The sequence below is a fragment of the Blastococcus sp. SYSU DS0552 genome (genome assembly GCF_054050815.1).
The window spans coordinates 43,320-65,722 of sequence record NZ_JBJHAB010000019.1; the positions used below are offsets into that span (position 1 = coordinate 43,320).

At 74.4% G+C, this 22,403-nt stretch carries 19 protein-coding genes and 2 pseudogenes; 15 read left to right on the forward strand and 6 right to left on the reverse strand.

Translation table 11 applies throughout. The annotated features are described in order from the left end of the window. Positions 1-14: 14 nt before the first annotated feature. A complete protein-coding gene (locus tag ACI8AG_RS17140; protein ID WP_456597978.1) occupies positions 15-2,168 on the reverse strand; it encodes a DUF222 domain-containing protein in 2,154 nt (717 codons plus the stop codon). Between the two features lie 286 nt (positions 2,169-2,454). Here ACI8AG_RS17140 and ACI8AG_RS17145 point away from each other — a divergent pair, with 286 nt between their 5' ends. Then, positions 2,455-3,099 (forward strand): glyoxalase superfamily protein, encoded by a 645-nt coding sequence (locus tag ACI8AG_RS17145; protein WP_456597979.1) that lies wholly within the window; start codon positions 2,455-2,457, stop codon positions 3,097-3,099. A 66-nt stretch (positions 3,100-3,165) separates the two neighbouring features. Here the strand turns inward: ACI8AG_RS17145 and ACI8AG_RS17150 are convergent, their stop codons facing one another. Next, positions 3,166-3,840, reverse strand: a complete 675-nt coding sequence (locus tag ACI8AG_RS17150) for an ACT domain-containing protein (RefSeq protein WP_456588868.1) — start codon at positions 3,838-3,840, stop codon at positions 3,166-3,168. A 221-nt stretch (positions 3,841-4,061) separates the two neighbouring features. Here ACI8AG_RS17150 and gatC point away from each other — a divergent pair, with 221 nt between their 5' ends. From gatC to ACI8AG_RS17180, 6 genes and pseudogenes are all read left to right on the forward strand, one after another. Continuing rightward, a complete protein-coding gene (gatC, locus tag ACI8AG_RS17155; RefSeq protein WP_456588867.1) occupies positions 4,062-4,379 on the forward strand; it encodes an Asp-tRNA(Asn)/Glu-tRNA(Gln) amidotransferase subunit GatC in 318 nt (105 codons plus the stop codon). Next, complete coding sequence (gene gatA / locus ACI8AG_RS17160; RefSeq protein WP_456597980.1) at positions 4,376-5,884, forward strand: Asp-tRNA(Asn)/Glu-tRNA(Gln) amidotransferase subunit GatA; 1,509 nt, start codon at positions 4,376-4,378, stop codon at positions 5,882-5,884. Before gatC ends, gatA begins: the two co-directional genes overlap by 4 nt. Continuing rightward, positions 5,881-6,075 (forward strand): hypothetical protein, encoded by a 195-nt coding sequence (locus ACI8AG_RS17165; protein ID WP_456588865.1) that lies wholly within the window; start codon positions 5,881-5,883, stop codon positions 6,073-6,075. The genes gatA and ACI8AG_RS17165 overlap by 4 nt, the downstream gene beginning before the upstream one ends. Then, positions 6,072-7,571, forward strand: a complete 1,500-nt coding sequence (gene gatB / locus ACI8AG_RS17170; protein ID WP_456597981.1) for an Asp-tRNA(Asn)/Glu-tRNA(Gln) amidotransferase subunit GatB — start codon at positions 6,072-6,074, stop codon at positions 7,569-7,571. The genes ACI8AG_RS17165 and gatB overlap by 4 nt, the downstream gene beginning before the upstream one ends. A gap of 91 nt (positions 7,572-7,662) precedes the next feature. After that, positions 7,663-7,749 (forward strand): annotated as a pseudogene (locus tag ACI8AG_RS17175) (hypothetical protein); the annotation flags it as partial. 130 nt (positions 7,750-7,879) lie between these two features. Further along, the gene (locus ACI8AG_RS17180) at positions 7,880-8,119 is read left to right on the forward strand and encodes a GNAT family N-acetyltransferase (protein WP_456597982.1); all 240 of its coding nucleotides are present in this window, start codon (positions 7,880-7,882) and stop codon (positions 8,117-8,119) included. 3 nt (positions 8,120-8,122) lie between these two features. Here ACI8AG_RS17180 and ACI8AG_RS17185 read toward each other — a convergent pair whose 3' ends face one another. Beyond that, positions 8,123-9,253, reverse strand: a complete 1,131-nt coding sequence (locus tag ACI8AG_RS17185; RefSeq protein ID WP_456597983.1) for a PQQ-dependent sugar dehydrogenase — start codon at positions 9,251-9,253, stop codon at positions 8,123-8,125. Between the two features lie 73 nt (positions 9,254-9,326). Here ACI8AG_RS17185 and ACI8AG_RS17190 point away from each other — a divergent pair, with 73 nt between their 5' ends. Next, the gene (locus ACI8AG_RS17190) at positions 9,327-10,271 is read left to right on the forward strand and encodes a 2-hydroxyacid dehydrogenase (protein ID WP_456597984.1); all 945 of its coding nucleotides are present in this window, start codon (positions 9,327-9,329) and stop codon (positions 10,269-10,271) included. Here the strand turns inward: ACI8AG_RS17190 and ACI8AG_RS17195 are convergent. Beyond that, on the reverse strand, positions 10,265-10,651 hold the full coding sequence (locus ACI8AG_RS17195; RefSeq protein ID WP_456597985.1) for a PH domain-containing protein: 387 nt from the start codon (positions 10,649-10,651) through the stop codon (positions 10,265-10,267). The two genes, ACI8AG_RS17190 and ACI8AG_RS17195, sit on opposite strands and share 7 nt — an antisense overlap. Positions 10,652-10,714: 63 nt before the next feature. On the opposite strand from ACI8AG_RS17195, the gene ilvD reads away from it, so the two are divergent. The 5 genes and pseudogenes from ilvD to ilvC all read left to right on the forward strand — a co-directional run. Next, positions 10,715-12,439 carry a dihydroxy-acid dehydratase gene (gene ilvD, locus ACI8AG_RS17200; RefSeq protein ID WP_456588859.1) on the forward strand — a complete coding sequence of 575 codons (1,725 nt, stop codon included), beginning with the start codon at positions 10,715-10,717 and terminating at the stop codon, positions 12,437-12,439. Positions 12,440-12,507: 68 nt separating this feature from the next. Next, positions 12,508-15,321: a putative bifunctional diguanylate cyclase/phosphodiesterase gene (locus ACI8AG_RS17205; protein ID WP_456597986.1), complete on the forward strand. Its 2,814-nt coding sequence runs from the start codon at positions 12,508-12,510 to the stop codon at positions 15,319-15,321. A gap of 234 nt (positions 15,322-15,555) precedes the next feature. Then, on the forward strand, positions 15,556-17,439 hold the full coding sequence (locus ACI8AG_RS17210) for an acetolactate synthase large subunit (protein ID WP_456597987.1): 1,884 nt from the start codon (positions 15,556-15,558) through the stop codon (positions 17,437-17,439). An 11-nt stretch (positions 17,440-17,450) separates the two neighbouring features. Further along, positions 17,451-17,978, forward strand: a complete 528-nt coding sequence (gene ilvN, locus ACI8AG_RS17215; RefSeq protein WP_456597988.1) for an acetolactate synthase small subunit — start codon at positions 17,451-17,453, stop codon at positions 17,976-17,978. An 82-nt stretch (positions 17,979-18,060) separates the two neighbouring features. Next, positions 18,061-19,107, forward strand: a pseudogene (gene ilvC, locus ACI8AG_RS17220) (ketol-acid reductoisomerase); the annotation flags it as partial. A gap of 69 nt (positions 19,108-19,176) precedes the next feature. On the opposite strand, the gene ACI8AG_RS17225 reads toward ilvC, so the two are convergent. Next, on the reverse strand, positions 19,177-19,767 hold the full coding sequence (locus ACI8AG_RS17225) for a hypothetical protein (protein ID WP_456597989.1): 591 nt from the start codon (positions 19,765-19,767) through the stop codon (positions 19,177-19,179). Between the two features lie 120 nt (positions 19,768-19,887). Beyond that, positions 19,888-20,709 (reverse strand): hypothetical protein, encoded by an 822-nt coding sequence (locus ACI8AG_RS17230; RefSeq protein WP_456597990.1) that lies wholly within the window; start codon positions 20,707-20,709, stop codon positions 19,888-19,890. A 145-nt stretch (positions 20,710-20,854) separates the two neighbouring features. Between ACI8AG_RS17230 and ACI8AG_RS17235 the strand changes: the two genes are divergently transcribed. Together ACI8AG_RS17235 and ACI8AG_RS17240 are read left to right on the forward strand one after the other, a co-directional pair. After that, complete coding sequence (locus ACI8AG_RS17235) at positions 20,855-21,877, forward strand: 3-isopropylmalate dehydrogenase (RefSeq protein ID WP_456597991.1); 1,023 nt, start codon at positions 20,855-20,857, stop codon at positions 21,875-21,877. Between the two features lie 27 nt (positions 21,878-21,904). Continuing rightward, positions 21,905-22,402, forward strand: a complete 498-nt coding sequence (locus tag ACI8AG_RS17240; RefSeq protein WP_456597992.1) for a hypothetical protein — start codon at positions 21,905-21,907, stop codon at positions 22,400-22,402. The last annotated feature ends 1 nt before the right edge of the window (position 22,403 follow it).

Here is a 22,403-nt window from a genome sequence, read left to right on the forward strand (position 1 = left end):
AACGATCACCTGGGTCAGTAGGGCGGGGGAGTCGTGCTCGCCACCATGCCGGTCGGTGTGGTGACGGTGAGCGTGCCGTCGGGCGCGAGGTCGTAGGCCCAGCCGGGCGCCTGGTGCTTGCCCCGGTGGTGGCCGGTGCAGAAGCCGGTGAGGTTCTCCGCACTCGTCGGCCCCTCGGGGTAGGGGCGGTCGTGGTCGAGCTCTCCGCCCAGCGGGATGCGCCGGCGGCAGCCGGGGAAGCGGCAGCGGCGGTCGCGGGCACGGATGTACCGGTCGAGCGCAGCCCCGGGGCGATACCCGTCGGTCGGCCCGGGCGGGTCGAGCCCCGGCCGGCCGGTGAGGTCGTGCGTGCAACGGGCCGGCGCGCGGCGGCAGGCGGCGTCGCCGCAGTGGGCCAGGCGGCGGAGTTCGCGGCTGTCGGTGAGCGCGAGCAGCGCGCCGGTGAGTTCGTCGACCACCGCGATTCGCGGTCGGTCGACCAGCGTTCCGCCGCTGCTCGCATCGAGCAGCGCGGCGAGGGCTGCCCGGCGGGACTCCCCGGCGTCGGCGCAGGCGTCGAGATCGCTCGGCGCACGTGTGACCCGGCCGGCGGCGCTGCGCAGCCACGCGCCCTCGTCCTTGCGGTCGGCGCGCTGGGCGTCGGCCACCATCCTCCGGGCGTGACCGATCGCCCGGTCCAGGTCGAGCAGGGCGTCTGCGGCAGTTTGCAGCGACCCGTGCGCGGTGGCCCAGTGAGAGGAGCTGTCGCCGTCGCCTGTCCCTGGTTCCACCTCGGTGTCGGGCCCGGGGTCGGGTTCCGGGTCAGGGCCGGGGCCGTGTTGCGGTTCCAGCCCGGGATCGGGGGATCCTTCCGCTTCGGGGTCCGGCGCCGGCTCGGAGAACGCCCCGGCTGCTTCGAGCCAGGCCTCGAAGCGGGCCTCCTCGGCCCACCGCCGGAGGAGCTCGTCCTCCGGGGTGTAGTCCGCGCCACCCCATTCGCCCCGGAGAGCGCGGGCCTCGACCTCCGCCCACCACCGCTCGTCGGCCTCCCGCCACTCCGTGGCCCGGGTGTGCAGCGGCCAGGCATCGGTGGGGCAGACGTCGTCGGGCGAGGAGTCGGTGCCGTGGGCGTCCTCCGGCCGGCTGTCTGCCCGGCCATCTCCTGTCGGCGAGTGGCCGTCCGCGGCCATCGTGGCGCCCTCCTCGCAGGGATCCGGCGCCGGCCCGGGCAGCAGGCCCAGGGCGCGGGCGAGCGCGCGGACGACCTCGGCCGGTACGGGTTCACCGCCGATCTCACCCGGCTGGTCGCCGCCGAGCAGGGTTCGCACCCCCGCGACCACGGTCAGCTGCGCCTGCACGGCGGGTAGTTCGTTCTGCTCCGGCCGGAGCACCAGGTCGAGCAGGCAGTCGGCCATCTTCGGGCCGCGCGTCCTGCGGTCGTCCGGGTCGTCCAGATTGTCGGCGTAGCGCCCCAGCGCATCCAGCAGCGCCTGCGCTTCGGGCACCGTGAGCAGCGCGCCGAGGACCGCCATGCCCTCGCGGCGATCGGGCCGGACGGAGACGCCTCGCTCGCGGAGGGCCGCAGCCAGCCGGGCGGCTTCGTCGCGTGCGTCACGGGCCAGGCCGAGCCGGCGCGCCTTGGCGCCGAGCTGCGCAGGTGTGGTCACCCGGCCGGACATCCACCGGAGCAGCTCGCGTTCGACGGCGGCCCGCTTCGCCGCGTCGGCGATCGGCGCCACCCGCTCGAGCATCGGCCAGAGGTGTCCCGGGTGGAGATCCCCGCGCTCCAGTGCGGCCAGCGTTCCCGGGAGACGGTGCACCAGCGTCAGCGATCGCGTCAGCAGCTGCTCGGCCGCCTGGGTGGAGATCGACAGGGCCACCACCAGCTCCTGCGCTGCCCACTCGCTGACGTCGGCCAGCACCTCCGGCCGGGCGGCGCGGCGCTCCTCGCTCATGGCCCCCGGCTGGCCCGCCGGGCGATCGGCCGAGGCGGGACGGGTGGCGGCGAACTCGGCGACCGCCCGGGCGCGCAGCGCGGTCTGCCGGGCGATCTCCCGGTCCGCCGCCTGCGCAGCACCCAGCGGACCGGTGGCCCAGCCGGCGGCGGGCGCCGAGGCAGCGGAGGCGCCCGATGCCGGACGACCCGACGCGGACGGAGGGAGCGTCGTCCCTGACGTCGTTCCGGTCATGCGTTCGATCATATGTTCGAAGGGGCGTCGGTGCAAGCGAAGCACGAAGAAGGCGCAGGTCAGGGGCTCAGCGGCCAGACCTCGAGGCGTCCGGGAGGGGGTTGACCGACCCGCTGCGGGTGCCTAGGTTCCTGCTCGGCTGATGCGGCCGGCCGCTCGCGCCCCCAGGGGTGAGGTGAACGCATCGTGACTTCGACTGACCTGTCCACCGGTCCACCACGGCGAACCAGCCAGTCAGCAACGCGAGCACTGGCGTGCATCGACGGGTTCGCCGATCGGAGGATCCATGTCGGACGCCGAGTCGAGGCGCGATCCGGACAGCCGGTCCGCCAAGCAGATGGCCAGGCGGCTCCGCGCCGCGCTGCGCGAGCGGCAGGGGCTCGAGCTGACGCACGGCCAGTGCCTGGAGCTGGTGGCGCGCCAGTTCGGCGCGGCGGACTGGAACACCCTCAACGCCAGGCTCGCGCCGTCCCCGGTGCGGGTGCCGTGGGGTGGGTCGGGCACCACCATCCCGGTGCTGCGGATCTTCTCCGTCGACGTCGCGTTGCAGTTCTACGTCGACTTCCTCGGGTTCCGCCTGGATTTCGGGGGCCCGTCGGGCGGAGAGGGGACGCCCTTCTACGGGCAGGTCACCCAGGCGTCCACCACGGTGCACCTGACCGAGGTCGCCTACACGCCCGGCGCCGGAGCCACGGTGCTGGTCTGGATCGCGGGGTTGGACTCCCTCCGGGAGGAGCTGAGCGCCCGCCGGGCAGAGGTGCCGGTGTGGGGCCCGGCGGTCTGGGTGCCCGAGATCGAGGAGGCGCCGTGGGGAGCTCGCGTGCTGACCCTTGCCGACCCGTTCGGCAACCATCTCCACCTCAACGAGCCCACCGATGCGGAGGCCCGGCGCTTGCTGCCCGCGTGGGGAGCGGTGGGTTCCTCCGGTTGAGCGGCGAGCGGTCGTGGTGGCGCCCGAGCGGGGTGCCGGCCGCTGGTGGCGGTCGCCGAATGCGGGTCAGGGTGGCGGCAGGTGGGCGACCGTCGTCGCGATCCCGGTGAAGTGGGCCAGGCGGAGCAGCTCCGACCGGCGGAAGGCCGGGCCGCCGGAGCGGCCGAGCACGATGGCCCGGCCGGCGCCGTAGGGCACGGCCATCATCTCGATGGCCATCTCCTGCCACCGCTCCGGCAGCCAGGGGTCGTCGCTGGGCAGCAGCCGCGGGCCGCTCAGCGGCAGCCACGGCAAGGTGAGGCCGGGAAAGGCCGGCGCCGCGTCCGAGGCCGCGAGCACCGCGCCCTCGGTCAGCGGGGCCGGTTGCCCCGAGTCGTCGAGGATCACCGCCCAGCCGCTGTGGAAGACCCGCGGCAACGACGCGGTCAGCAGCTCGGTCGGCGGGCGATCGCCGCGGGCGAGCGCATCCAGCAGGTCCAGTTCGCGGTGGGTGTCCAGCGGGCCGGCGAAGGGGCGCAGCGACTCCACCCGCACGCCGTCGACCGCCTGCGCCACCGTGATGAGGCTGTCGGGGAGCCGGTCGCCCGGCAGGTCCACGACGACGTCGTCGACCGCGATCCCGTTGCCCCGCTCGAGCACGTCCACCGAGACGATGTCGATGCCCGCGGTGCCCAGTGCGGTCGCCACCGCACCGAGGATGCCCGGGCGGTCGGGCAGCACCAGGCGCAGGAGATAGGACACGGTTCCTCCGGGTCATGGGCCCCATGGCCCCCTTCCGGGGCCCGCCGCGAGCCTGCGAGCGGTGGGGAGGAGGGGGGTCCTCGTTCGATCTCCGTCGATCGCGATCGGGATGAGCCTCTCACGCTGACCGGCGTCCGGAGGGCCCCACGTAGAGTGGCCCGGTCACGCCCCGGGCCGAGAGCGGGCCGCCGGGCACCGCCGAAGTGGAGTTCCGCCGCAGCATGAGCACCCCCTCCCCGAAGGGTCGACTGACCCGTGACGAGGTGGCCCACCTGGCACACCTGTCCCGGCTCGCCGTGAGCGACGAAGAGCTGGATCTCTTCGCCGGCCAGCTCGCCGCCGTGCTGGACGCCGTGGCGCAGGTCGGCAAGGCCGACGTCGCCGAGGTCGCCCCGACCACGCACGCCGTGCCCATGACCAACGTCATGCGCCCCGACGCCGCCCGCCCGAGCCTGCCCCGCGACGTCGTCCTCGCCGGCGCCCCCGCCGCGGAGGACGACCGCTTCCGGGTCCCGCGGATCCTCGGGGAGGAGGCGTGACCATCCCGACCACGAGCGCCGCCGCGCTCAGCGAGGCGCTGCAGGCCGGCGAGGTGAGCGCGGTCGAGGTGACGCGCGCGTACCTCGACCGGATCAGCGACCAGGACGCCGTCATCGGCGCCTACCTGCACGTCGACGCCGAGGCCGCGCTCCAGGCCGCCGGCGAGGTCGACGCCGCCCGCGCCGCCGGGGCCGAGCTCGGCCCGCTGGCCGGCGTTCCTCTCGCCCTGAAGGACGTCGTCGTCACCGAGGGCGTGCCCACCACCAGCGGCTCCAGGATCCTCGAGGGCTGGCGGCCGCCCTACGACGCGACCGTCGCCGCACGGCTGAAGGCCGCCGGCACGGTGCTGCTCGGCAAGACCAACATGGACGAGTTCGCGATGGGCTCGTCCACCGAGAACTCCGCCTACCAGGTCACCCGCAACCCCTGGGACACCGACCGCATCCCGGGTGGCTCCTCGGGTGGCTCCTCGGCCGCGGTCGCCGCGGGGCTGGCCCCGTGGGCCATCGGCACCGACACCGGCGGGTCCATCCGCCAGCCGGCCGCCGTCACCGGGCTGGTCGGCCACAAGCCCACCTACGGCTCGGTCTCCCGCTACGGGCTGATCGCCTTCTCCTCGAGCCTCGACCAGGCCGGCCCCATGACGCGGACGGTGCTGGACGCCGCACTGCTGCACGAGGCCATCGCCGGGCACGACCCGCTGGACTCCACGAGCATCGACGCGCCGGTGCCCGTGCTGGCCGAGGCCGCGCGCCGCGGCGCCCAGGGGGAGCTGGCCGGGCTGAAGGTCGGCGTCGTCCGCGAGCTGGGCGGGGAGGGGCACACCGACGGCTACGAGGACGGCGTCCTCGCTCGCTTCCGCGAGACGGTGGCCCTGCTGGAGAGCATGGGCGCGGAGGTCCGCGAGGTCTCCTGCCCGGCGTTCGACCTCGCCCTGCCGGCGTACTACCTGATCGCGCCCAGCGAGGCGTCGTCCAACCTGGCCCGCTTCGACGGCGTCCGGTACGGCCTGCGGGTCGGTGACGACGGCAGCCGCGACCTCGACGAGGTCATGGCGCTGACCCGCGAGCAGGGCTTCGGCCCGGAGGTGAAGCGCCGGATCATCCTCGGCACCTACGCGCTGTCGGCCGGCTACTACGACGCCTACTACGGGCAGGCGCAGAAGGTGCGCACCCTGATCACGCGGGACTTCACCACCGCGTGGGACGACGTCGACGTGCTGGTCAGCCCGACCAGCCCCACCGTCGCGTGGTCGCTGGGTGACCGCGTCGACGACCCGATCGCCATGTACGCCGCCGACCTGTGCACGCTGCCGGCCAGCCTCGCGGGCATTCCGGCCATCTCGGTGCCGTGCGGGCTCTCCGAGGGCCTGCCGGTCGGCTTCCAGGTCATGGCGCCTGCCCTGGCCGACGACCGCTGCTACCGCGTGGCGGCCGCGCTGGAGGCGGCGCAGGACGCGGCCCGCGGCCACGCGCTGCTGGACGCGATCGGCGGCGCGGCGTGAACGGCCCGCTCAAGGCCGCCTGGGCCCTCACCGCCTTCGTCGTCCTCGCCGGGATCGTCGGCTGGGCCGTCACCGGCCGGGCCGTCTTCGCCGTCTTCCTGGTCCTCGGCGTGCTGACCGCCGTCGGCGCCGTGGTGACCGGCCGCCAGCAGCAGGGCCCTGCCGCCCCGAAGGAGAACGACCCCTCATGAGCGACACCCTGGTCGGCTTCGACGAGGTCCTGACCCGCTACGAGCCGGTCATCGGTCTGGAGACGCACGTCGAGCTGGGCACCGCGTCGAAGATGTTCTGCGGCTGCTCCACCACGTTCGGCGCCGAGCCCAACACGCAGACCTGCCCGGTCTGCCTGGGGCTGCCCGGCTCCCTGCCGGTGGTGAACGCTGCCGCCATCGAGTCGACGATCCGCATCGGCCTGGCGCTGGGCTGCCGGATCGCGGGCTGGTCGCGCTTCGCGCGGAAGAACTACTTCTACCCGGACATCCCCAAGGGCTTCCAGACCAGCCAGTACGACGAGCCGCTGTGCACCGCCGGGAACCTGGACGTCGAGGTCGACGGCGAGACCTACCGCGTCGAGATCGAGCGGGTGCACATCGAGGAGGACACCGGCAAGAACCTGCACGTCGGTGGCGCCACCGGGCGCATCCACGGCGCCGACCACTCGCTGGTCGACTACAACCGCGCCGGCATCCCGCTGGTCGAGATCGTCACCCGCCCGATCCCGGGGACCGGCGCCAAGGCGCCCGAGGTGGCCCGGGCCTACGTCACCGAACTGCGCGAGATCCTGCTGACCCTCGGCGTCTCCGAGGTGCGCATGGAGCAGGGCAACCTGCGCTGCGACGTCAACACCTCGCTGGCGCCGATCGGCAGCCTCGAGTGGGGCACGCGCACCGAGACCAAGAACGTGAACTCGCTGCGCTCGGTCGAGCGGGCCGTCCGCTACGAGATGCGCCGCCAGGCCGCCGTCCTCGACGCCGGCGGGCGCATCGTGCAGGAGACTCGGCACTTCCACGAGGACACCGGGAGCACCTCGGAGGGCCGCAGCAAGGAGGAGGCCACCGACTACCGGTACTTCCCCGAGCCCGACCTCGTCCCGCTCGCCCCGGACGAGGAGTGGATCGAGGGCCTGCGCGCCGCGCTGCCCGAGCTCCCCGCCGCCCGCCGGACCCGGCTGCAGCAGGAGTGGGGCCTGTCGGCCACCGAGATGGCGTGGATCGCCAACGCGGGGGCCGTCGACCTGGTCGCCGAGACCGTCGCGGCCGGTGCCTCGCCCGCCGACGCCCGCAAGTGGTGGCTGGGCGAGCTGGCCCGCCGCGCCAACGACGCCGGCGTCGAGCTCACCGAGCTGCCGGTCACGCCGCGACAGGTCGCGGAGCTGGCGGGCCTGGTGCAGGCCGGGACGGTCAACGACCAGCTCGCCCGCCAGGCGCTCGACGGCGTGCTGGCCGGTGAGGGCGACCCGGCGGCGGTCGTGGAGTCCCGCGGCCTCGCGGTGCTGGGTGAGTCCGACGAGCTGGTCGCCGCGGTGGAGGCCGCCATCGAGGGCAACCCCGACGTCGCCGAGAAGGTGCGCGGCGGCAAGGTGCAGGCGATCGGGGCGCTGGTGGGTGCGGTCATGAAGACCACCCGCGGCAAGGCCGACGCCGCCACCGTCAAGCGGATGCTCGAGGAGCGGCTCGTCTCGTCCTAGCCTCTGCGGAGTGGAGCTGCCCGAGGTGGTGCTGCGGCCGCTGCGGCGGTCGGACCTCCCACTGCTGGCCCGATGGCTCGCCGAGCCTCTCGTGGCGCGGTGGTGGGACGACGACCCCGCAGCGGTGGAGGCGCAGTACGGGCCCAGCATCGACGGCACCGACGCCACCTCGGTGTACCTCGGCGTGCACGACGGCGAGCCGTTCGGGCTGGTGCAGGTCTACCGCTTCGACGACGAGCCGGAGTCCCTCGCCGAGCTCAGCGCGGTGTGCCCCGTGCCGCCGGGGGGCGCTGAGCATCGACTACCTGGTGGGGGAGCCGTCGGCCCGCGGCCGGGGGCTCGGTGCCGCGCTGATCGCGGCGGCCGTGGCGCGCGGCTTCGCCGACCACCCCGACGCACACGACGTCCTGGTGCCGGTGGTGGCGGCCAACGAGGCCTCCTGGCGGGCGCTGCGACGGGCGGGCGCGACCTGGTACGCGGAGGGGGAGCTGACCCCGGACAACCCGATCGACTCCCGGCTGCACGTCGTCCACCGGTTCGTGCGCTGATCCCTACAGCGGCGAATTCGGCTGGCCGCCGGGGGGACGGATCCGCAGCACCTTGTCGTCGTCGCCGGCGGGGGTGCCGAGGCCGTCGCGGTTGGACGTCGTCACCCAGAGCGCGCCCTCGGGGTCGAGGACGACGGTGCGCAGCCGGCCGTAGCTGCCGACGAGCACCTCGTCGGCGGCCCCCTCGACCGGGACGCCGTTCTCGTCGAGCGTGATCACGTGCACCCGCTGCCCGTCGAGCGCGCCCAGGAACACCGTGCCGTTCGCCGCCGCGCAGCCGCCGAGACCGCCCTCCTCGGCCGGGATCGGCAGCAGGAGCGTGCCGACGCCCCCCTCCTGGACGACGTCGACCTCGTCGGGGCCCTGCCGTGACTCGTCGGTGGCGTAGAGCCGCTCGCCGTCCTGGCAGAGTGCCGTCACGTCGCGGTACCCCCGGCTGTGCACCGGGCTGCTCCCACCGACCGCGCGCCCGAAGACGTCGATGCGCAGCACCTTGCCGGCCAGCGAGTCCGGGTCGGCGGCGAGCGCCGGGTCCCCGGCGTCCCCGGTGCCGACGTAGAGGTGGCCGTCGGCTCCGGTGAGCAGGCCGCCGCCGTTGCCCGTCTCACCGCGCGGGATGCCGGTCAGCACCGGGTTCGGCGTCCCGCCGACGGGGAACCGCACGACGCGGTTGTCGGTCGCGGTGGTGACGTAGGCGAACAGCAGCCCGTCCTCCGCGAAGGTGGGGGAGAGGGCGAGGCCCAGGAGCCCGCCGTCACCACTGGTGTCCAGCTCCGGAACGGTCATGAGCTCCCGCGCCGGCGACCGGTCGGGGAAGACCTGCAGCAGGCGGCCGGTGTCCCGCTCGCCCACGATCGCCGACCCGTCGGGCAGCACGACCAGTCCCGTGGGCACGCTGAGCCCGGTGGCGACGACGTTGGGGTCGCCGACCTCCTCGCCCGAGCCCGGCTGGGCGGGGTCCGCCGGCGGCGGCAGGGTTGCCGGGGGCGGACCCACCTGGGGCGGGGGGGCTTCCGGCAGCGGCCGGAACGGGCCGGCGGGCTCGTAGCCGCCCCCGCCGCAGCCGGCCAGCAGCACTCCGGCGAGGAGTGCGGTGACCACCCGCGGCGCGCTCCGCGCCCTCCTCGGTCTCACCGGGCCCAGGGTACGTGCGGCGGATGCGCTGTCGGCGTGCGCGCGTGCGACCGGGGCTGGCTAGCGTGAGGCGGTGACGACGCTCGAGCTGACGGCCGACGAGACGCTGCACGTGCTGGTGCCCTCCCGGCGCCTGGCGGAGGTGGTGGAGGCGCTGTCGCCGCGGGTGCGGGCGCACCGGGTGACGCCGGCGGACGGCCCGCCCCGCGGCGAGCCCGCGCAGGCCCAGGTCTGGGTGGCCGGCGGTGGCTCCGCGCCGCCGCCGGACGGCTTCCTCGACGCGTTGCCGCGGCTGCGGCTGGTGCAGCTGACCAGCGCCGGGGCGGAGGGGTTCGCCGGGCGCATGCCCGAGGGCGTCGTGCTCTGCAACGCCCGGGGCGCGCACACCCCGGCGACTGCCGAATGGGTCGTGGCGGCGACTCTCGCTGCCCAGCGCGGGCTGCCGTTCTTCGTCCGTGAGCAGGAGGCCGGACGGTGGTCGTTCGCCACGCACCGGTCACTGGTCGGCGCGCGGGTGCTGGTCGTCGGCGCCGGCGACATCGCGCTCACGGTGGGCCGGATGCTCGCCGGCTTCGACGTGCGGCTGACCTACGTGGCCCGCCGCCCGCGCGAGGGCGTGCGCACCGTGGCCGAGCTGCCGGAGCTGCTGCCCGCAGCCGACGTCGTCGTGCTGCTCGTCCCCCTGACCACGGAGACCACCGGGCTGGTCGACGCGCGGTTCCTGGCCGCCATGCCCGACGGTGCCCTGCTGGTGAACGCGGCGCGCGGGCCGGTCGTGGACACGGGGGCACTGCTGGCCGAGCTCTCGTCCGGGCGACTGCGCGCGGCCCTCGACGTCACCGATCCCGAGCCGCTCCCGGAGGGCCACCCGCTGTGGGGTGCGGCGAACCTGCTGCTCACCCCGCACGTCGGCGGGGAGGTGCCGGCGACCCGTGAGCGGGCCACGGCGGCGGTCGCCGAGCAGATCGGCCGGATCCTCGCGGGTCAGCCGCTGGCCAACGTCGTCGGCGACTACTGACCCACGGGACGGGCGGAAGGATCGTCGAGGCGCCCGCCCGAGGCAGCGGCCAGGCGGGGCAGGTCACGCACCCGCAGCACCGGCAGCCGCACCTCGGTCGACCTCGTCGTCACCAGCCACAGCTCGCCCCGCCGGCCGAGACGGATACCCGCCAGCTCGGGCCAGGGCACGGTCCGGGATCCCACGAGCGAGCGTGCGGTGATGCCGCGGTCGTCGACGTTGACGCCGGTCCGCAGGACCCAGGCGGCCACCGCCACCGGGACCAGCAGCAGCAGGAGGGTCCACGGGCTCACGAGAGCGGTGGGGAGGATGCCGAGGGCCAGCAGGATCACGGGCAGCAGCGCGCTCCGGTTCATCCGGAAGCGGGCAGGAGGGGTCACGGAGGGCGATCCTCCCACCCGCGCCCCCCGGTCGGTCCGGCGACGGGCCTACCATCGCCGCTCGTGACGATCGGCGAGGACCTCATCCCCGGAAACGAGCCAGCGAGCGCGACGCACAGCCCGCTCAAGCCCCGCAGCTACGAGGTGACCGACGGGCTGGCGAAGGCCCCGGCGCGCGCGATGCTGCGTGCGGTCGGGATGGGGGACGACGACTTCGCCAAGCCGCAGATCGGCGTCGCGTCCTCCTGGAACGAGATCACCCCGTGCAACCTGTCGCTGGACCGGCTGGCCAAGCGGGCCAAGGAGGGGGTGCACGCCGCCGGCGGCTTCCCGCTGGAGTTCGGCACCATCTCGGTCTCCGACGGCATCTCCATGGGCCACGAGGGCATGCGCGCCTCGCTGGTGTCCCGCGAGGTCATCGCCGACTCGGTCGAGACCGTCATGTTCGCCGAGCGGCTGGACGGCTCGGTGCTGCTGGCCGGCTGCGACAAGTCCCTGCCGGGCATGCTCATGGCCGCCGCGCGCCTGGACCTGGCCAGCGTCTTCCTCTACTCGGGCTCCACGATGCCGGGCAAGCTCGGTGACCGGGACCTGACGATCATCGACGTCTTCGAGGGCGTCGGGGCCTGCGCCCGCGGGCTGATCACCCAGGACGAACTCGACGCGATCGAGCGCGCCGCCTGCCCCGGCCAGGGCTCGTGCGGGGGCATGTACACCGCCAACACGATGGCCAGCGTCGCCGAGGCCCTGGGCATGGCGCTGCCCGGCAGCGCCGCCCCGCCGGCCCCCGACAACCGGCGCGACGCGTACGCGGTCGCCTCCGGTGAGGCGGTGGTCAACCTGCTGCGCAAGGGCATCACCGCGCGCCAGATCATGACGAAGAAGGCGTTCGAGAACGCGATCACCGTGGTCATGGCGCTCGGCGGCTCGACCAACGCCGTCCTGCACCTCATGGCGATCGCGCACGAGGCGCAGGTGGACCTCGAGCTCGAGGACTTCAACCGGATCGGCGACCGCACCCCGCTCCTGGCCGACGTCAAGCCCTTCGGCCGGTTCGTCATGACCGACGTCGACCGCGTCGGCGGGGTCCCGGTGGTCCTGCGCGCCCTCCTGGACGCCGGTCTGCTGCACGGCGACGTGCTCACCGTCACCGGGAAGACGATGGCCGAGAACCTGGCCGACATCGCCCCGCCGGACCCCGACGGCGCGATCATCCACGCGATGAACGACCCGATCCACGCGACCGGTGGGCTCTCGGTGCTCCGCGGTTCGCTGGCCCCCGAGGGCGCGGTCGTGAAGTCGGCCGGCTTCGACGCCGACGTGTTCGAGGGCACCGCCCGCGTGTTCGACGGCGAGCAGGGGGCCATGGACGCCGTCACCGAGGGCACGCTGCAGGCCGGCGACGTCGTCGTCATCCGCTACGAGGGGCCGCGGGGCGGCCCGGGCATGCGCGAGATGCTCGCGGTCACCGGCGCGATCAAGGGCGCCGGACTCGGCAAGGACGTCCTGCTGCTCACCGACGGCCGGTTCTCCGGCGGCACCACCGGCCTGTGCATCGGCCACGTCGCCCCGGAGGCGACCGACGGGGGCCCGATCGCCTTCGTGCGCGACGGCGACCGCATCCGGCTGGACCTGACGACCCGCACGCTGGACCTGCTGGTCGACGCCGACGAGCTGGCCCGCCGGGCCGAGGGCTGGGAGCCGCTGCCGCCGCGCTACACCACCGGCGTGCTCGGCAAGTACGCCAAGCTCGTCGGTTCGGCCGCCCAGGGCGCCATCTGCGGCTGACCCCCCTTGGGGTGACCCCGGGACGGTGGCGGCTCCACCGCCCCGGGGTCGTTGCCGACCAGAGGGTCGTGGACTCCGACGCGCGGCGACGGGACGGCGGTGCGCCGTCGGTGCCCGAGCCGTTCGCGGCGCTCCCGTTCGCCGCGCCGCTGCGCACCTGCCCGATCGGCCTGCTGCCGTCGGCCGCGTCCGCGCGGGAGCGGCGGGAGTCGGTGTTCCTCTATGTCGCGCTCGCCGTGCTGGCGCTGTGCGGCGGTATCGCCCGGCCCGGCCTGGGTGCGGGCGCCGAACGCCTGCTGACCGTCCTCCTCGCGGGCGCAGCACTCGCCACCGCCCTCGTCGTCCAGAGGCACGCGGCCCGGCTGGACCCCGCCGCCCGCCGGCCGTGGCAGGCGGTGGCGGCGGCCGGCGTGCTGCTGGCCGCCGGCCGCCTCCTCGGCACCGTGGACGGCGCGCTGGTCCACGTCCCGCAGGTGCTCGCGCTGCCGCTCGGCCTCGCGGCCTGCTTCCTGCTGCTGCCGCGCCGGAGCGGGCGCGCCGGCGTGCGGGAGCTGCTCGACGGCGCCATCGTGCTGGTCGCGGTCGTGCTCCTCACCGGGCTCCTGCTCTCCCGGTCGGGCGTCCGCGGCGGCGGCGTCACCGGCGTGCTGCAGAACATGGGGTACCCCGCCGCGGGTGCGCTGCTGTGCGCGGTGGCGCTCGTGGTCGTCACCCGCGCGGCCGCGTCCCGCCGGCGCCCGGCGGTGTGGCTGCTGGTCGCGGCGGTGGGGACGGCGGTCCTCGGGGTCGCGCCCGCCTTGGCCCATGTGCTGGGGGAGCGGCCCGCGGACCTGCTGGTCAGCATCGCCTGGTCGGGTATGCTCGCCGCCGGCGTCCGGGCCGTGGACACCGACCCCGGGCGGCTCCCCGCGCAGGGCAGGGATGCCGACGGCCTGCCGCTGTTCGGCCTGGCCGTCAGCCACGCGTCGGCCTACGGGGTCGCCGGCGTGGTCATCGTGGTGCTGACCGCCGGGCACGTGTTCACCCGGCTCGAGCAGGTGGCGCTCGGGTTGCTCATGGTCTGCACCTCGATCCGCAGCCTGCTGTGGGTCCTCGACGGTGGGCGGCTCACCCGCCGGCTGCTGCAGACCGAGGCCTACTTCCGTGCGCTGGCCGCCAGCGCCGAGGACGTCACCGTGGTGCTGGACGGCGGCGGCCGGGTCCGCTGGGTCTCCGGCGCGGCCGACGGTCAGCTCGGGTGGCCCGAGCGGGAGCTCACCGGTCGCCTGCTGGCCGACCTGGTCGACCCCGACGACCACGTGGTGCTCGAGGACGTGCTCGCCGGACGGGTGCCGGCGGACCCCGCCGCACTGCCGCCGACCGTGCGGCTGCGCACCCGCGCCGGGGACCGGCGCGACGTCGAGCTCGCCGGTGCCGCGCGGGCCGGGGTGCCGGGGACCGGGCTGCGGGAGGGCCTGGTCCTCCACCTGCGCGACGTCACCGCTCGCCGGACCACCCAGCGGGAGCTGGAGCGCATGGCCTACACCGACTACCTGACCGGGCTGCCCAACCGCGCGCGGTTCCTCGCCGCCCTGGAGGACGCGCGGCTACGCGCCGCGGAGGGGCACCCGGGCTGCGTGCTGCTGGTCGACCTCGACGGCTTCAAGGCCGTCAACGACGTCGCCGGGCACGAGGCCGGCGACCAGTTGCTCGTCCAGGTGGCCGACCAGCTGCGCGACGGCGCCCGCGCGCAGGACCTCGTCGCCCGCCTCGGCGGGGACGAGTTCGCGCTGCTGGTGCCCGGGGGGCTCGGAGAGGCGACCGGGCTCGCCGAGCGGCTGGTCGTGGCGCTGGACCGGTCGTTCCGTGCGCCGTCGGCCGACGGGCAGGGCAGCGGCCCGCGGTTCGCCGTCTCGGGGAGCATCGGCCTGGCCGAGCTCGATCCCGTCGCCGACGCGTCGGACACCGTCCGGCAGGCCGATCTCGCCCTGCGGGCGGCCAAGGCCGCGGGCAAGCGCTGCGTGCGCTCCTCGGGCGAGGCGATCGACGCGGCGCTGGTCCGCCGCACCCGGCTGGCCCGGGACCTGCCCACGGCGCTCGCCGAGGGCCAGCTGCGCGTGCTGTACCAGCCCGTCGTCGGGGTGCACGACCGCCGGGTGCTCGGGCTGGAGGCGCTCGTGCGCTGGGAGCACCCGCTCCTGGGCACCGTGCCGCCGGACGAGTTCATCCCGCTGGCCGAGGAGGACGGGCTGATCGTGCCGCTCCAGCGCTGGGTGCTCGGGGTGGCGACGGAGCACGCGGCCGTGCTCCTAGCCGACGGCTGGGACGTGCAGATGGGCGTGAACGTCTCGGTGCGCCACCTGCAGGCCGGCTGCCTGGCACCGGACGTGGCCGCGGCGCTGACCGCCGCCCAGCTGCCCGCCGGCAAGCTGATCCTGGAGATCACCGAGTCCGTGCTGCTGGACGTGCACGAAGGGGTGCTCGGCGACCTCGAGACGCTCCGCGGCATGGGCGTCGTCCTCTCCCTGGACGACTTCGGGCGGGGGTGGTCCTCGCTGGCCTACCTGGCGCGGTTGCCGGTGCAGATCCTGAAGATGGACCGCGAGTTCGTGGCCGGCATCGAGACCGGTCCCCGGGGGCGCGCGCTCGTGGCCGCCGTCGTGGAGCTCGGCCGCACGCTCGGCATGGACGTCGTCGCGGAGGGCGTGGAGACCGAGGCGCAGATGGCCCACCTGCAGGCCATGGACTGCCGCTACCTGCAGGGCTACCTCTTCGGGCGGCCGATGCCGTTCGCGGAACTGCGGGCGCTGCTCGCCTCGTTCGACGACTCCATCCTCGACGCGGCCGAGCCGGGACCGCCGAATCTGGACGCCGGTGTCCACGTGGTGGGACGCGACGGTTGACGCAGGGGCGTCGGCAGGCGCACAGTGTCCCCGTGCCTCGCACCCTCATGCTCGCCGACGCCCGCACCCTCGGCGTCCTCGTACTCGCCTAGCGCGTTCGGTCACCGACCGACGCGCTGACCCTTCGTGCCCGGGGCACGAGGGGTTTTTTGTTGGCCGTGATCCGCCGCACAGCGAGCACGCCGCCCGTCGCACCAGCCCGCACCACGCCGCAAGGCACAGGAGATCCGCGCGATGACCAGCACCCCGAACGAGGCCCCCCACTCCGAGGCCGCCACCCGCGAGGCCGCCGCCGCGCTGACCGGCGTCGAGACCACGGCCCGCTCCGTGGCCGAGGCCGCCGCCCAGCCGGCCACCGGCATCACCGGCGCGCAGAGCCTCGTCCGGTCCCTCGAGGCGGTCGGCGTCGACGTCGTCTTCGGCATCCCCGGCGGGGCGATCCTCCCGGCGTACGACCCGCTGTTCGACTCGCACGTCCACCACGTCCTCGTCCGGCACGAGCAGGGCGCCGGGCACGCGGCCACCGGGTACGCCCAGGCCACCGGCCGGGTCGGCGTCTGCATGGCCACCTCCGGCCCCGGCGCCACCAACCTGGTGACCCCGCTCGCCGACGCCTACATGGACTCGGTCCCGATCGTGGCGATCACCGGCCAGGTCCCGAGCGCGGCCATCGGCACCGACGCCTTCCAGGAGGCGGACATCCGCGGCATCACGATGCCGGTGACCAAGCACAACTTCCTGGTGACGACGGCGGAGGAGATCCCGCAGCGCATCGCCGAGGCGTTCCACCTCGCCTCCACCGGCCGCCCCGGCCCCGTCCTGGTCGACATCCCCAAGGACGTCCTGCAGGCGACCACCGACTTCACCTGGCCGCCCCGGCTCGACCTCCCGGGGTACAAGCCGACGACGCGCCCGCACGGCAAGCAGGTCCGCGAGGCGGCCGGCCTGATCGCCGGCGCCCGTCGCCCGGTCCTCTACGTCGGCGGCGGGGTGCTCAAGGCGCAGGCGACCGCGGAGCTGGCCGAGCTCGCCGAGCTGACCGGCGCCCCCGTCGTCACCACCCTGATGGCCCGGGGGGCGTTCCCCGACAGCAGCCCCCAGCACCTGGGCATGCCGGGCATGCACGGCACGGTCGCGGCGGTGACCGCCCTGCAGAAGTCCGACGTGATCGTGGCGCTCGGGGCGCGGTTCGACGACCGGGTGACCGGCGAGCTGTCCAGCTTCGCGCCCGGCGCCCTGGTCGTCCACGCAGACATCGACCCCGCCGAGATCGGCAAGAACCGCAAGGCCGACGTGCCGATCGTGGGCGACGCCAAGGAGACCATCGCGCAGCTGGTCGAGGCCCTGCGCGCCGAGCAGGCGGCCGGCCGCACGCCGGACCTGGCGGCGTGGTGGGCGCAGCTCGACGACTGGCGCGAGCGCTACCCGCTCGGCTACGACTGGCCCGAGGACGGCGCGCTGTCGCCGCAGTACGTCATCGAGCGGCTGGGCGCGATCGCCGGTCCGGAGGCGATCTACACCTCCGGGGTCGGTCAGCACCAGATGTGGGCGGCCCAGTTCATCAGGTACGAGAAGCCGGGCACCTGGCTCAACAGCGGTGGCCTCGGGACCATGGGCTATGCCGTCCCGGCGGCGATGGGCGCCAAGTACGGCTGCCCCGACACCACCGTGTGGGCCATCGACGGCGACGGCTGCTTCCAGATGACCAACCAGGAGCTCGCCACCTGCGCCATCGAGGGCATCCCGGTGAAGGTCGCCGTCATCAACAACGGCAACCTCGGCATGGTCCGGCAGTGGCAGACCCTCTTCTACGAGGGCCGCTACTCCAACACCAAGCTGCACGCGCGCAACCCCGACGGCTCGCCCAAGCCGGTGCGCATCCCCGACTTCGTCGCCCTGGCGGAGGCGCTGGGCTGCGTCGGGCTGCGGTGCGAGAGCAAGGACGACGTCGACGCCGTCATCGAGAAGGCCATGGCCATCAACGACGCGCCGGTGGTCATCGACTTCGTCGTCGGGGCCGACGCCCAGGTGTGGCCGATGGTCGCCGCCGGCGCCAGCAACGACGCGATCCTGGCCGCGCGCGACCTGCGCCCGGTCTTCGGCGACGGCCAGGTCTGAGGAGCGCACCCATGTCCCGTCACACGCTGTCGGTCCTCGTCGAGAACAAGTCGGGTGTGCTGGCCCGCGTCTCGGCGCTGTTCAGCCGTCGCGGCTTCAACATCGAGTCCCTCGCCGTCGGGCCGACCGAGAACCCCGACCTCTCCCGCATGACGATCGTCGTGGACGCGGAGAGCCAGCCGCTCGAGCAGATCACCAAGCAGCTCAACAAGCTGATCGAGATCATCAAGATCGTCGAGCTGGACGGCGGGGCCGCCGTGCAGCGCGAGCTGCTGCTCGTGAAGGTGCGCGCGCCGATGGCCGAGCGCACCCAGGTGCTGCAGACCGCCGAGCTGTTCCGCGCCCGCGTCGTCGACGTCAACCCCGACACGGTGACCCTCGAGGCCACCGGGACGCCCGACAAGCTCCAGGCGCTGCTGGCCGTGCTCGCCCCCCTCGGGATCAAGGAGATGGCCCAGTCGGGGACCGTCGCCCTGGGCCGGGGGCCGCGGGCGATGTCCGGCGCCGGTACCTTGCGCCCGGTCGAGCGCACCGCCTGAGCAAGGACCCCGTCGCCCCCCACGACGCGCTCCGCACGCCGCGGGACCCTGCGACGGGGCCGTTCCAGCACGTCACCTACCGAAGGGAACAACCACCAGCATGGCCGCCGAGATCTTCTACGACGACGACGCCGACCTCTCGATCATCCAGGGGCGGACCGTCGCCGTCCTGGGCTACGGCAGCCAGGGGCACGCCCACGCGTTGTCGCTGCGCGACTCCGGCGTCGACGTCCGTGTCGGCCTGCCCGAGGGGTCCAAGAGCCGGGCGAAGGCCGAGGCCGAGGGGCTGCGGGTGGTGACGCCCGCCGAGGCGGCCGCCGAGGCCGACCTGATCATGATCCTGGCGCCGGACCACGTGCAGCGGCACCTCTACGCCGAGTCGGTGGAGCCCAACCTGCAGGACGGCGACGCGCTGTTCTTCGGCCACGGCTTCAACATCCGGTTCGGGTACATCAAGCCCCCGGCCGGTGTCGACGTCGCGATGGTCGCCCCGAAGGGCCCCGGCCACCTGGTGCGCCGCGAGTTCGAGAACGGCAAGGGCGTGCCCTGCCTGATCGCCGTGGAGCAGGACGCCAGCGGCAGCGCGCAGGCGCTCGCGCTCTCGTACGCGAAGGGGATCGGGGGCACCCGCGCCGGCGTCATCAAGACCACCTTCGCCGAGGAGACCGAGACCGACCTGTTCGGTGAGCAGGCCGTCCTGTGCGGTGGCGCCAGCGCGCTGATCACCGCCGGGTTCGAGACGCTGACCGAGGCCGGCTACCAGCCGGAGGTCGCCTACTTCGAGTGCCTGCACGAGCTGAAGCTGATCGTCGACCTCATGTACGAGGGCGGCATCGCCAAGCAGCGCTGGTCGGTGTCCGACACCGCCGAGTACGGCGACTACACCTCCGGGCCCAAGGTCATCGACGCCCGGGTCAAGGAGTCGATGAAGGAGGTCCTCGGCGCGATCAAGGACGGCTCCTGGGCCGCGGCCTTCATCGCCGACCAGGACGCCGGCGCGCCCGACTTCAAGGCCAAGCGGGCCGCCGCCGAGGCGCACCCGATCGAGGAGACCGGGCGCAAGCTGCGTGGGCTGATGAGCTGGGTCTCGGCGTCCGACGACTACACCGGTACGGCCGCCCGCGACTGATCCGGGCCGCACGACGACCACGGCCCCCGCTGCGCACGCAGCGGGGGCCGTCTCGCGTGGGGTGGGGACTCAGGCGGACTGGCCCCGGGCCGCGAAGTACTGCTGGGACTGGCCGCTGCGCAGCAGCACGACGATGAGGACCGGCAGCACGAAGCCGAGCAGCCCGGTGAAGATGAAGCCCTCCTCCTGCACCAGGCTCCAGAGCAGGTACAGCAGCTGCAGGCCGATCGACGCGTAGCTGCCGAGGAGGAGCAGCTTCGGGTCCTGGCCACGCAGCACCTGGATGCCGCCGATCAGCAGGACGACGGCGGCCGCGAACGACAGCAGCGCCAGGATGCCCAGCAGGGCGTCGACCTCGAAGACCGCACCGATCGCGAAGAGGGTCAGCAGTCCGCCGAGGGTCCCGAGCCCGCCGATGACCACCCCGATGACGGCGGCCGCCGTCACCTGACCCGGGCGCTGGCCGGCGGGCGCCTGCCCGTAGCCGGCCGGGGCGGCGGGGTAGCCACCGGGCTGCTGGCCGTACCCCTGGCCGTAGCCCTGGCCCTGGCCGTATCCCTGGCCGGGCTGCTGGCTGGGCGGCGGGCCCCAGCCGGGCTGCCCCTGCGGCGACCCTCCCTGCGGGTGGTCGGGATCGGAACCGGGCGTGGGGCCGGACATCGCAGCTACCTCCTGCTCGAGGGATCCGTCGGGGCCGACGGACGCGGGTTGTATCAATCCTCACACCTGCAGGGGGGCCCGGCAGACCGGAACGGGCCGTTCCGGCCGGAAGCACCCGGTTCAGTGACCGGTACGCCGGTAGCGGTGCGCGGCGAAGAACTGCGTGGCCGGTTTCATGGCCAGCAGGACGACGATCGCCAGGGCAGCCAGGAAGAAGATCAGGTTCACCACGACATCGCCGGCGGTGCCGTCGGCCAGGGTGCCGAGCAGGCCGATGGTGGTGAAGGCCAGGGCGATCGAGCCGCCGACCAGCAGCGGCACCCGGCTGCGACCGGTGAGGGCCCAGACCGCCCCCCAGATCATGACGACGGTCCAGGCCAGGGCCAGCACACCGAAGCCGATCAGCACGCCCCCGACGGCACCGGTCACCGCCCCGAAGCCGGGGATCTCCTCGTCCAGCCCGCCGCCGGCGCCGCTGGCGGCCGCGCCCACGACGAAGAGGAAGAAGGTGACCAGCAGCCCGATCGCGCCGTAGACGAAACCGAGCACGGCCGCGGTGATCACGCCGGCCGGCTTGGCGGGGACGCCGGGAGCGCCGTACGGGCCGTACGGCTGCGGGTACTGCTGACCGTAGGGGGCCGGCGTGCCGTACCCCGGCTGGCCGTAGGGGCTCTGCCCGAACTGCTGCTCCCCGTACTGCTGCTCCCCGTACTGGGGCTGCCCGTACTGGGGCTGGCCGTAGGGGCTCTGCCCGTACTTGTGCTGCCCGTACTGGGGTTGCCCGTACTGCTGCTGCCCGTACTGGCCCTGCCCGTGTTGCTGCTGACCGTGCTGGGGCTGCCCGTGCTGCTGCTGCCCGTACGGGGGCTGGCCGTGGTCCTGCCCGTTCCCAGGAGCGGAGGACTGGGGATCGTTTCGACCCTGGTCGTCGGACTGGCTCACTGTTCTCCTCCGTCGGGGCCGGCCCGCGCCGGCTTCGGTGCCCAGGATGTCGGTGCGCCCACACGGGGGCAAGGACCCGGCGGGGTGGGGCCACGCGCGGCCCGGCCCGCCGAACACCCCACCCCCTGACCTAGGGTCCCTTCCCATGCGCCTGGCAGTGATCCCCGGAGACGGCATCGGACCCGAGGTCGTGGCGGAGGGACTCAAGGTCCTCCGCGCGGTCGCCCCCGACCTGGAGACGACCCCCTACGACCTGGGTGCCGCGCGGTGGCAGCGGACGGGGGAGCTGCTGCCCGACACGGTGCTCGACGAGCTGCGCCGGCACGACGCGATCCTGCTCGGTGCCATCGGTGACCCGAGCGTGCCCCCGGGCATCCTGGAGCGCGGGCTGCTGCTCCGGCTGCGGTTCGAGCTGGACCACCACGTCAACCTGCGCCCGGCCAAGCTGTTCGACGGTGTGCGCAGCCCGCTGCTCGAGCCCGGCCCGATCGACATGCTGTGCGTCCGCGAGGGCACCGAGGGCCCCTACGTCGGCAACGGCGGGGTGCTGCGCAAGGACACCGCGCAGGAGGTCGCCACCGAGGTCAGCCTCAACACCGCCTTCGGGGTGGAGCGGGTCGTCCGCTACGCGTTCGAGCGGGCCGTGGCGCGCCCGCGCAAGCACCTGACGCTGATCCACAAGACCAACGTGCTCACCCACGCCGGCGGCCTCTGGTCGCGGATCGTGGAGGAGGTGTCGGTCGAGTTCCCGGAGGTCACCGTCGCCTACCAGCACGTCGACGCCGCCTCGATGTTCTTCATCACCGACCCGGGCCGCTACGACGTCATCGTCACCGACAACCTGTTCGGCGACATCGTCACCGACGTGGCGGCCGCCGTGACCGGGGGCATCGGCCTGGCGGCCAGCGGCAACCTCGACGCCTCGGGGGCCAACCCGAGCATGTTCGAGCCGGTGCACGGCTCCGCCCCCGACATCGCCGGCCAGGGCATCGCGGACCCGACCGCGACCGTGCTCTCGGTCGGGCTGCTGCTGGAGCACCTGGGCCGTACCGAGCAGGCGCGCAAGGTCGACGCCGCCGTCGCCTTCGACCTGTCCACCCGCGACCCGCGGGCGACGATCCGCACGTCCGACGTCGGCGACAGGCTGGCCGCGCTCGCCGGCGGCTGACCTTCCGGCCGGCGCTACGGTCGGGTCGTGGGGACGCCGGTGGTCGGGCTGGGCGCATGGTGCGACCTGGTGACCGAGGAGGAAGCCCGCCGACGGCTGCTCGCCGGCGCCGAGGGCGACGACGCGCGGGCGGGCGAGCGCGCCACCTCGCGGTGGGGGTACGCGCCGTACGTGCCGGCCCCCGACGAGCCGGTCCTCGATCCGGGCGGCATCTCGTTCCGCGTCGAGGAGTTCGCCGTCCTGGCGGACGGGCGCCGCATCCGGCTGCACGACGAGCGGGGGTTCACGCTCGGCGGCGGTGCGGACCCGTGGCAGGGCCTGACCCTCGCGCACCTGGTCGAGGACGTGCGCACGACCGTGCTCCCGGACGATGCGGAGGACACCGGCGAGGACCACCCCTGGGAATGGCTCGCCGAGCTGCTGCGCGCCGCGGGTGTCGAGGTCGTCGCGGAGGACCTCCGGGGTCTGCCCTACGACGTCGAGTTCAGCGACCGGCTGCGCGCCCGGGTCCCCGACCGGGGGTGAC

Excerpts from the sequence above, each read along its gene's own strand:
- gatB (WP_456597981.1), top strand. The coding sequence starts at position 6,072 with ATGAGCGACACCCTGGTCGGCTTCGACGAGGTCCTGACCCGCTACGAG.
- ACI8AG_RS17225 (WP_456597989.1), bottom strand. The coding sequence starts at position 19,767 with ATGTCCGGCCCCACGCCCGGTTCCGATCCCGACCACCCGCAGGGAGGG.
- ilvN (WP_456597988.1), top strand. The coding sequence starts at position 17,451 with ATGTCCCGTCACACGCTGTCGGTCCTCGTCGAGAACAAGTCGGGTGTG.
- ACI8AG_RS17140 (WP_456597978.1), bottom strand. The coding sequence starts at position 2,168 with ATGACCGGAACGACGTCAGGGACGACGCTCCCTCCGTCCGCGTCGGGT.
- ACI8AG_RS17145 (WP_456597979.1), top strand. The coding sequence starts at position 2,455 with ATGTCGGACGCCGAGTCGAGGCGCGATCCGGACAGCCGGTCCGCCAAG.
- ACI8AG_RS17235 (WP_456597991.1), top strand. The coding sequence starts at position 20,855 with ATGCGCCTGGCAGTGATCCCCGGAGACGGCATCGGACCCGAGGTCGTG.
- ACI8AG_RS17210 (WP_456597987.1), top strand. The coding sequence starts at position 15,556 with ATGACCAGCACCCCGAACGAGGCCCCCCACTCCGAGGCCGCCACCCGC.
- gatC (WP_456588867.1), top strand. The coding sequence starts at position 4,062 with ATGAGCACCCCCTCCCCGAAGGGTCGACTGACCCGTGACGAGGTGGCC.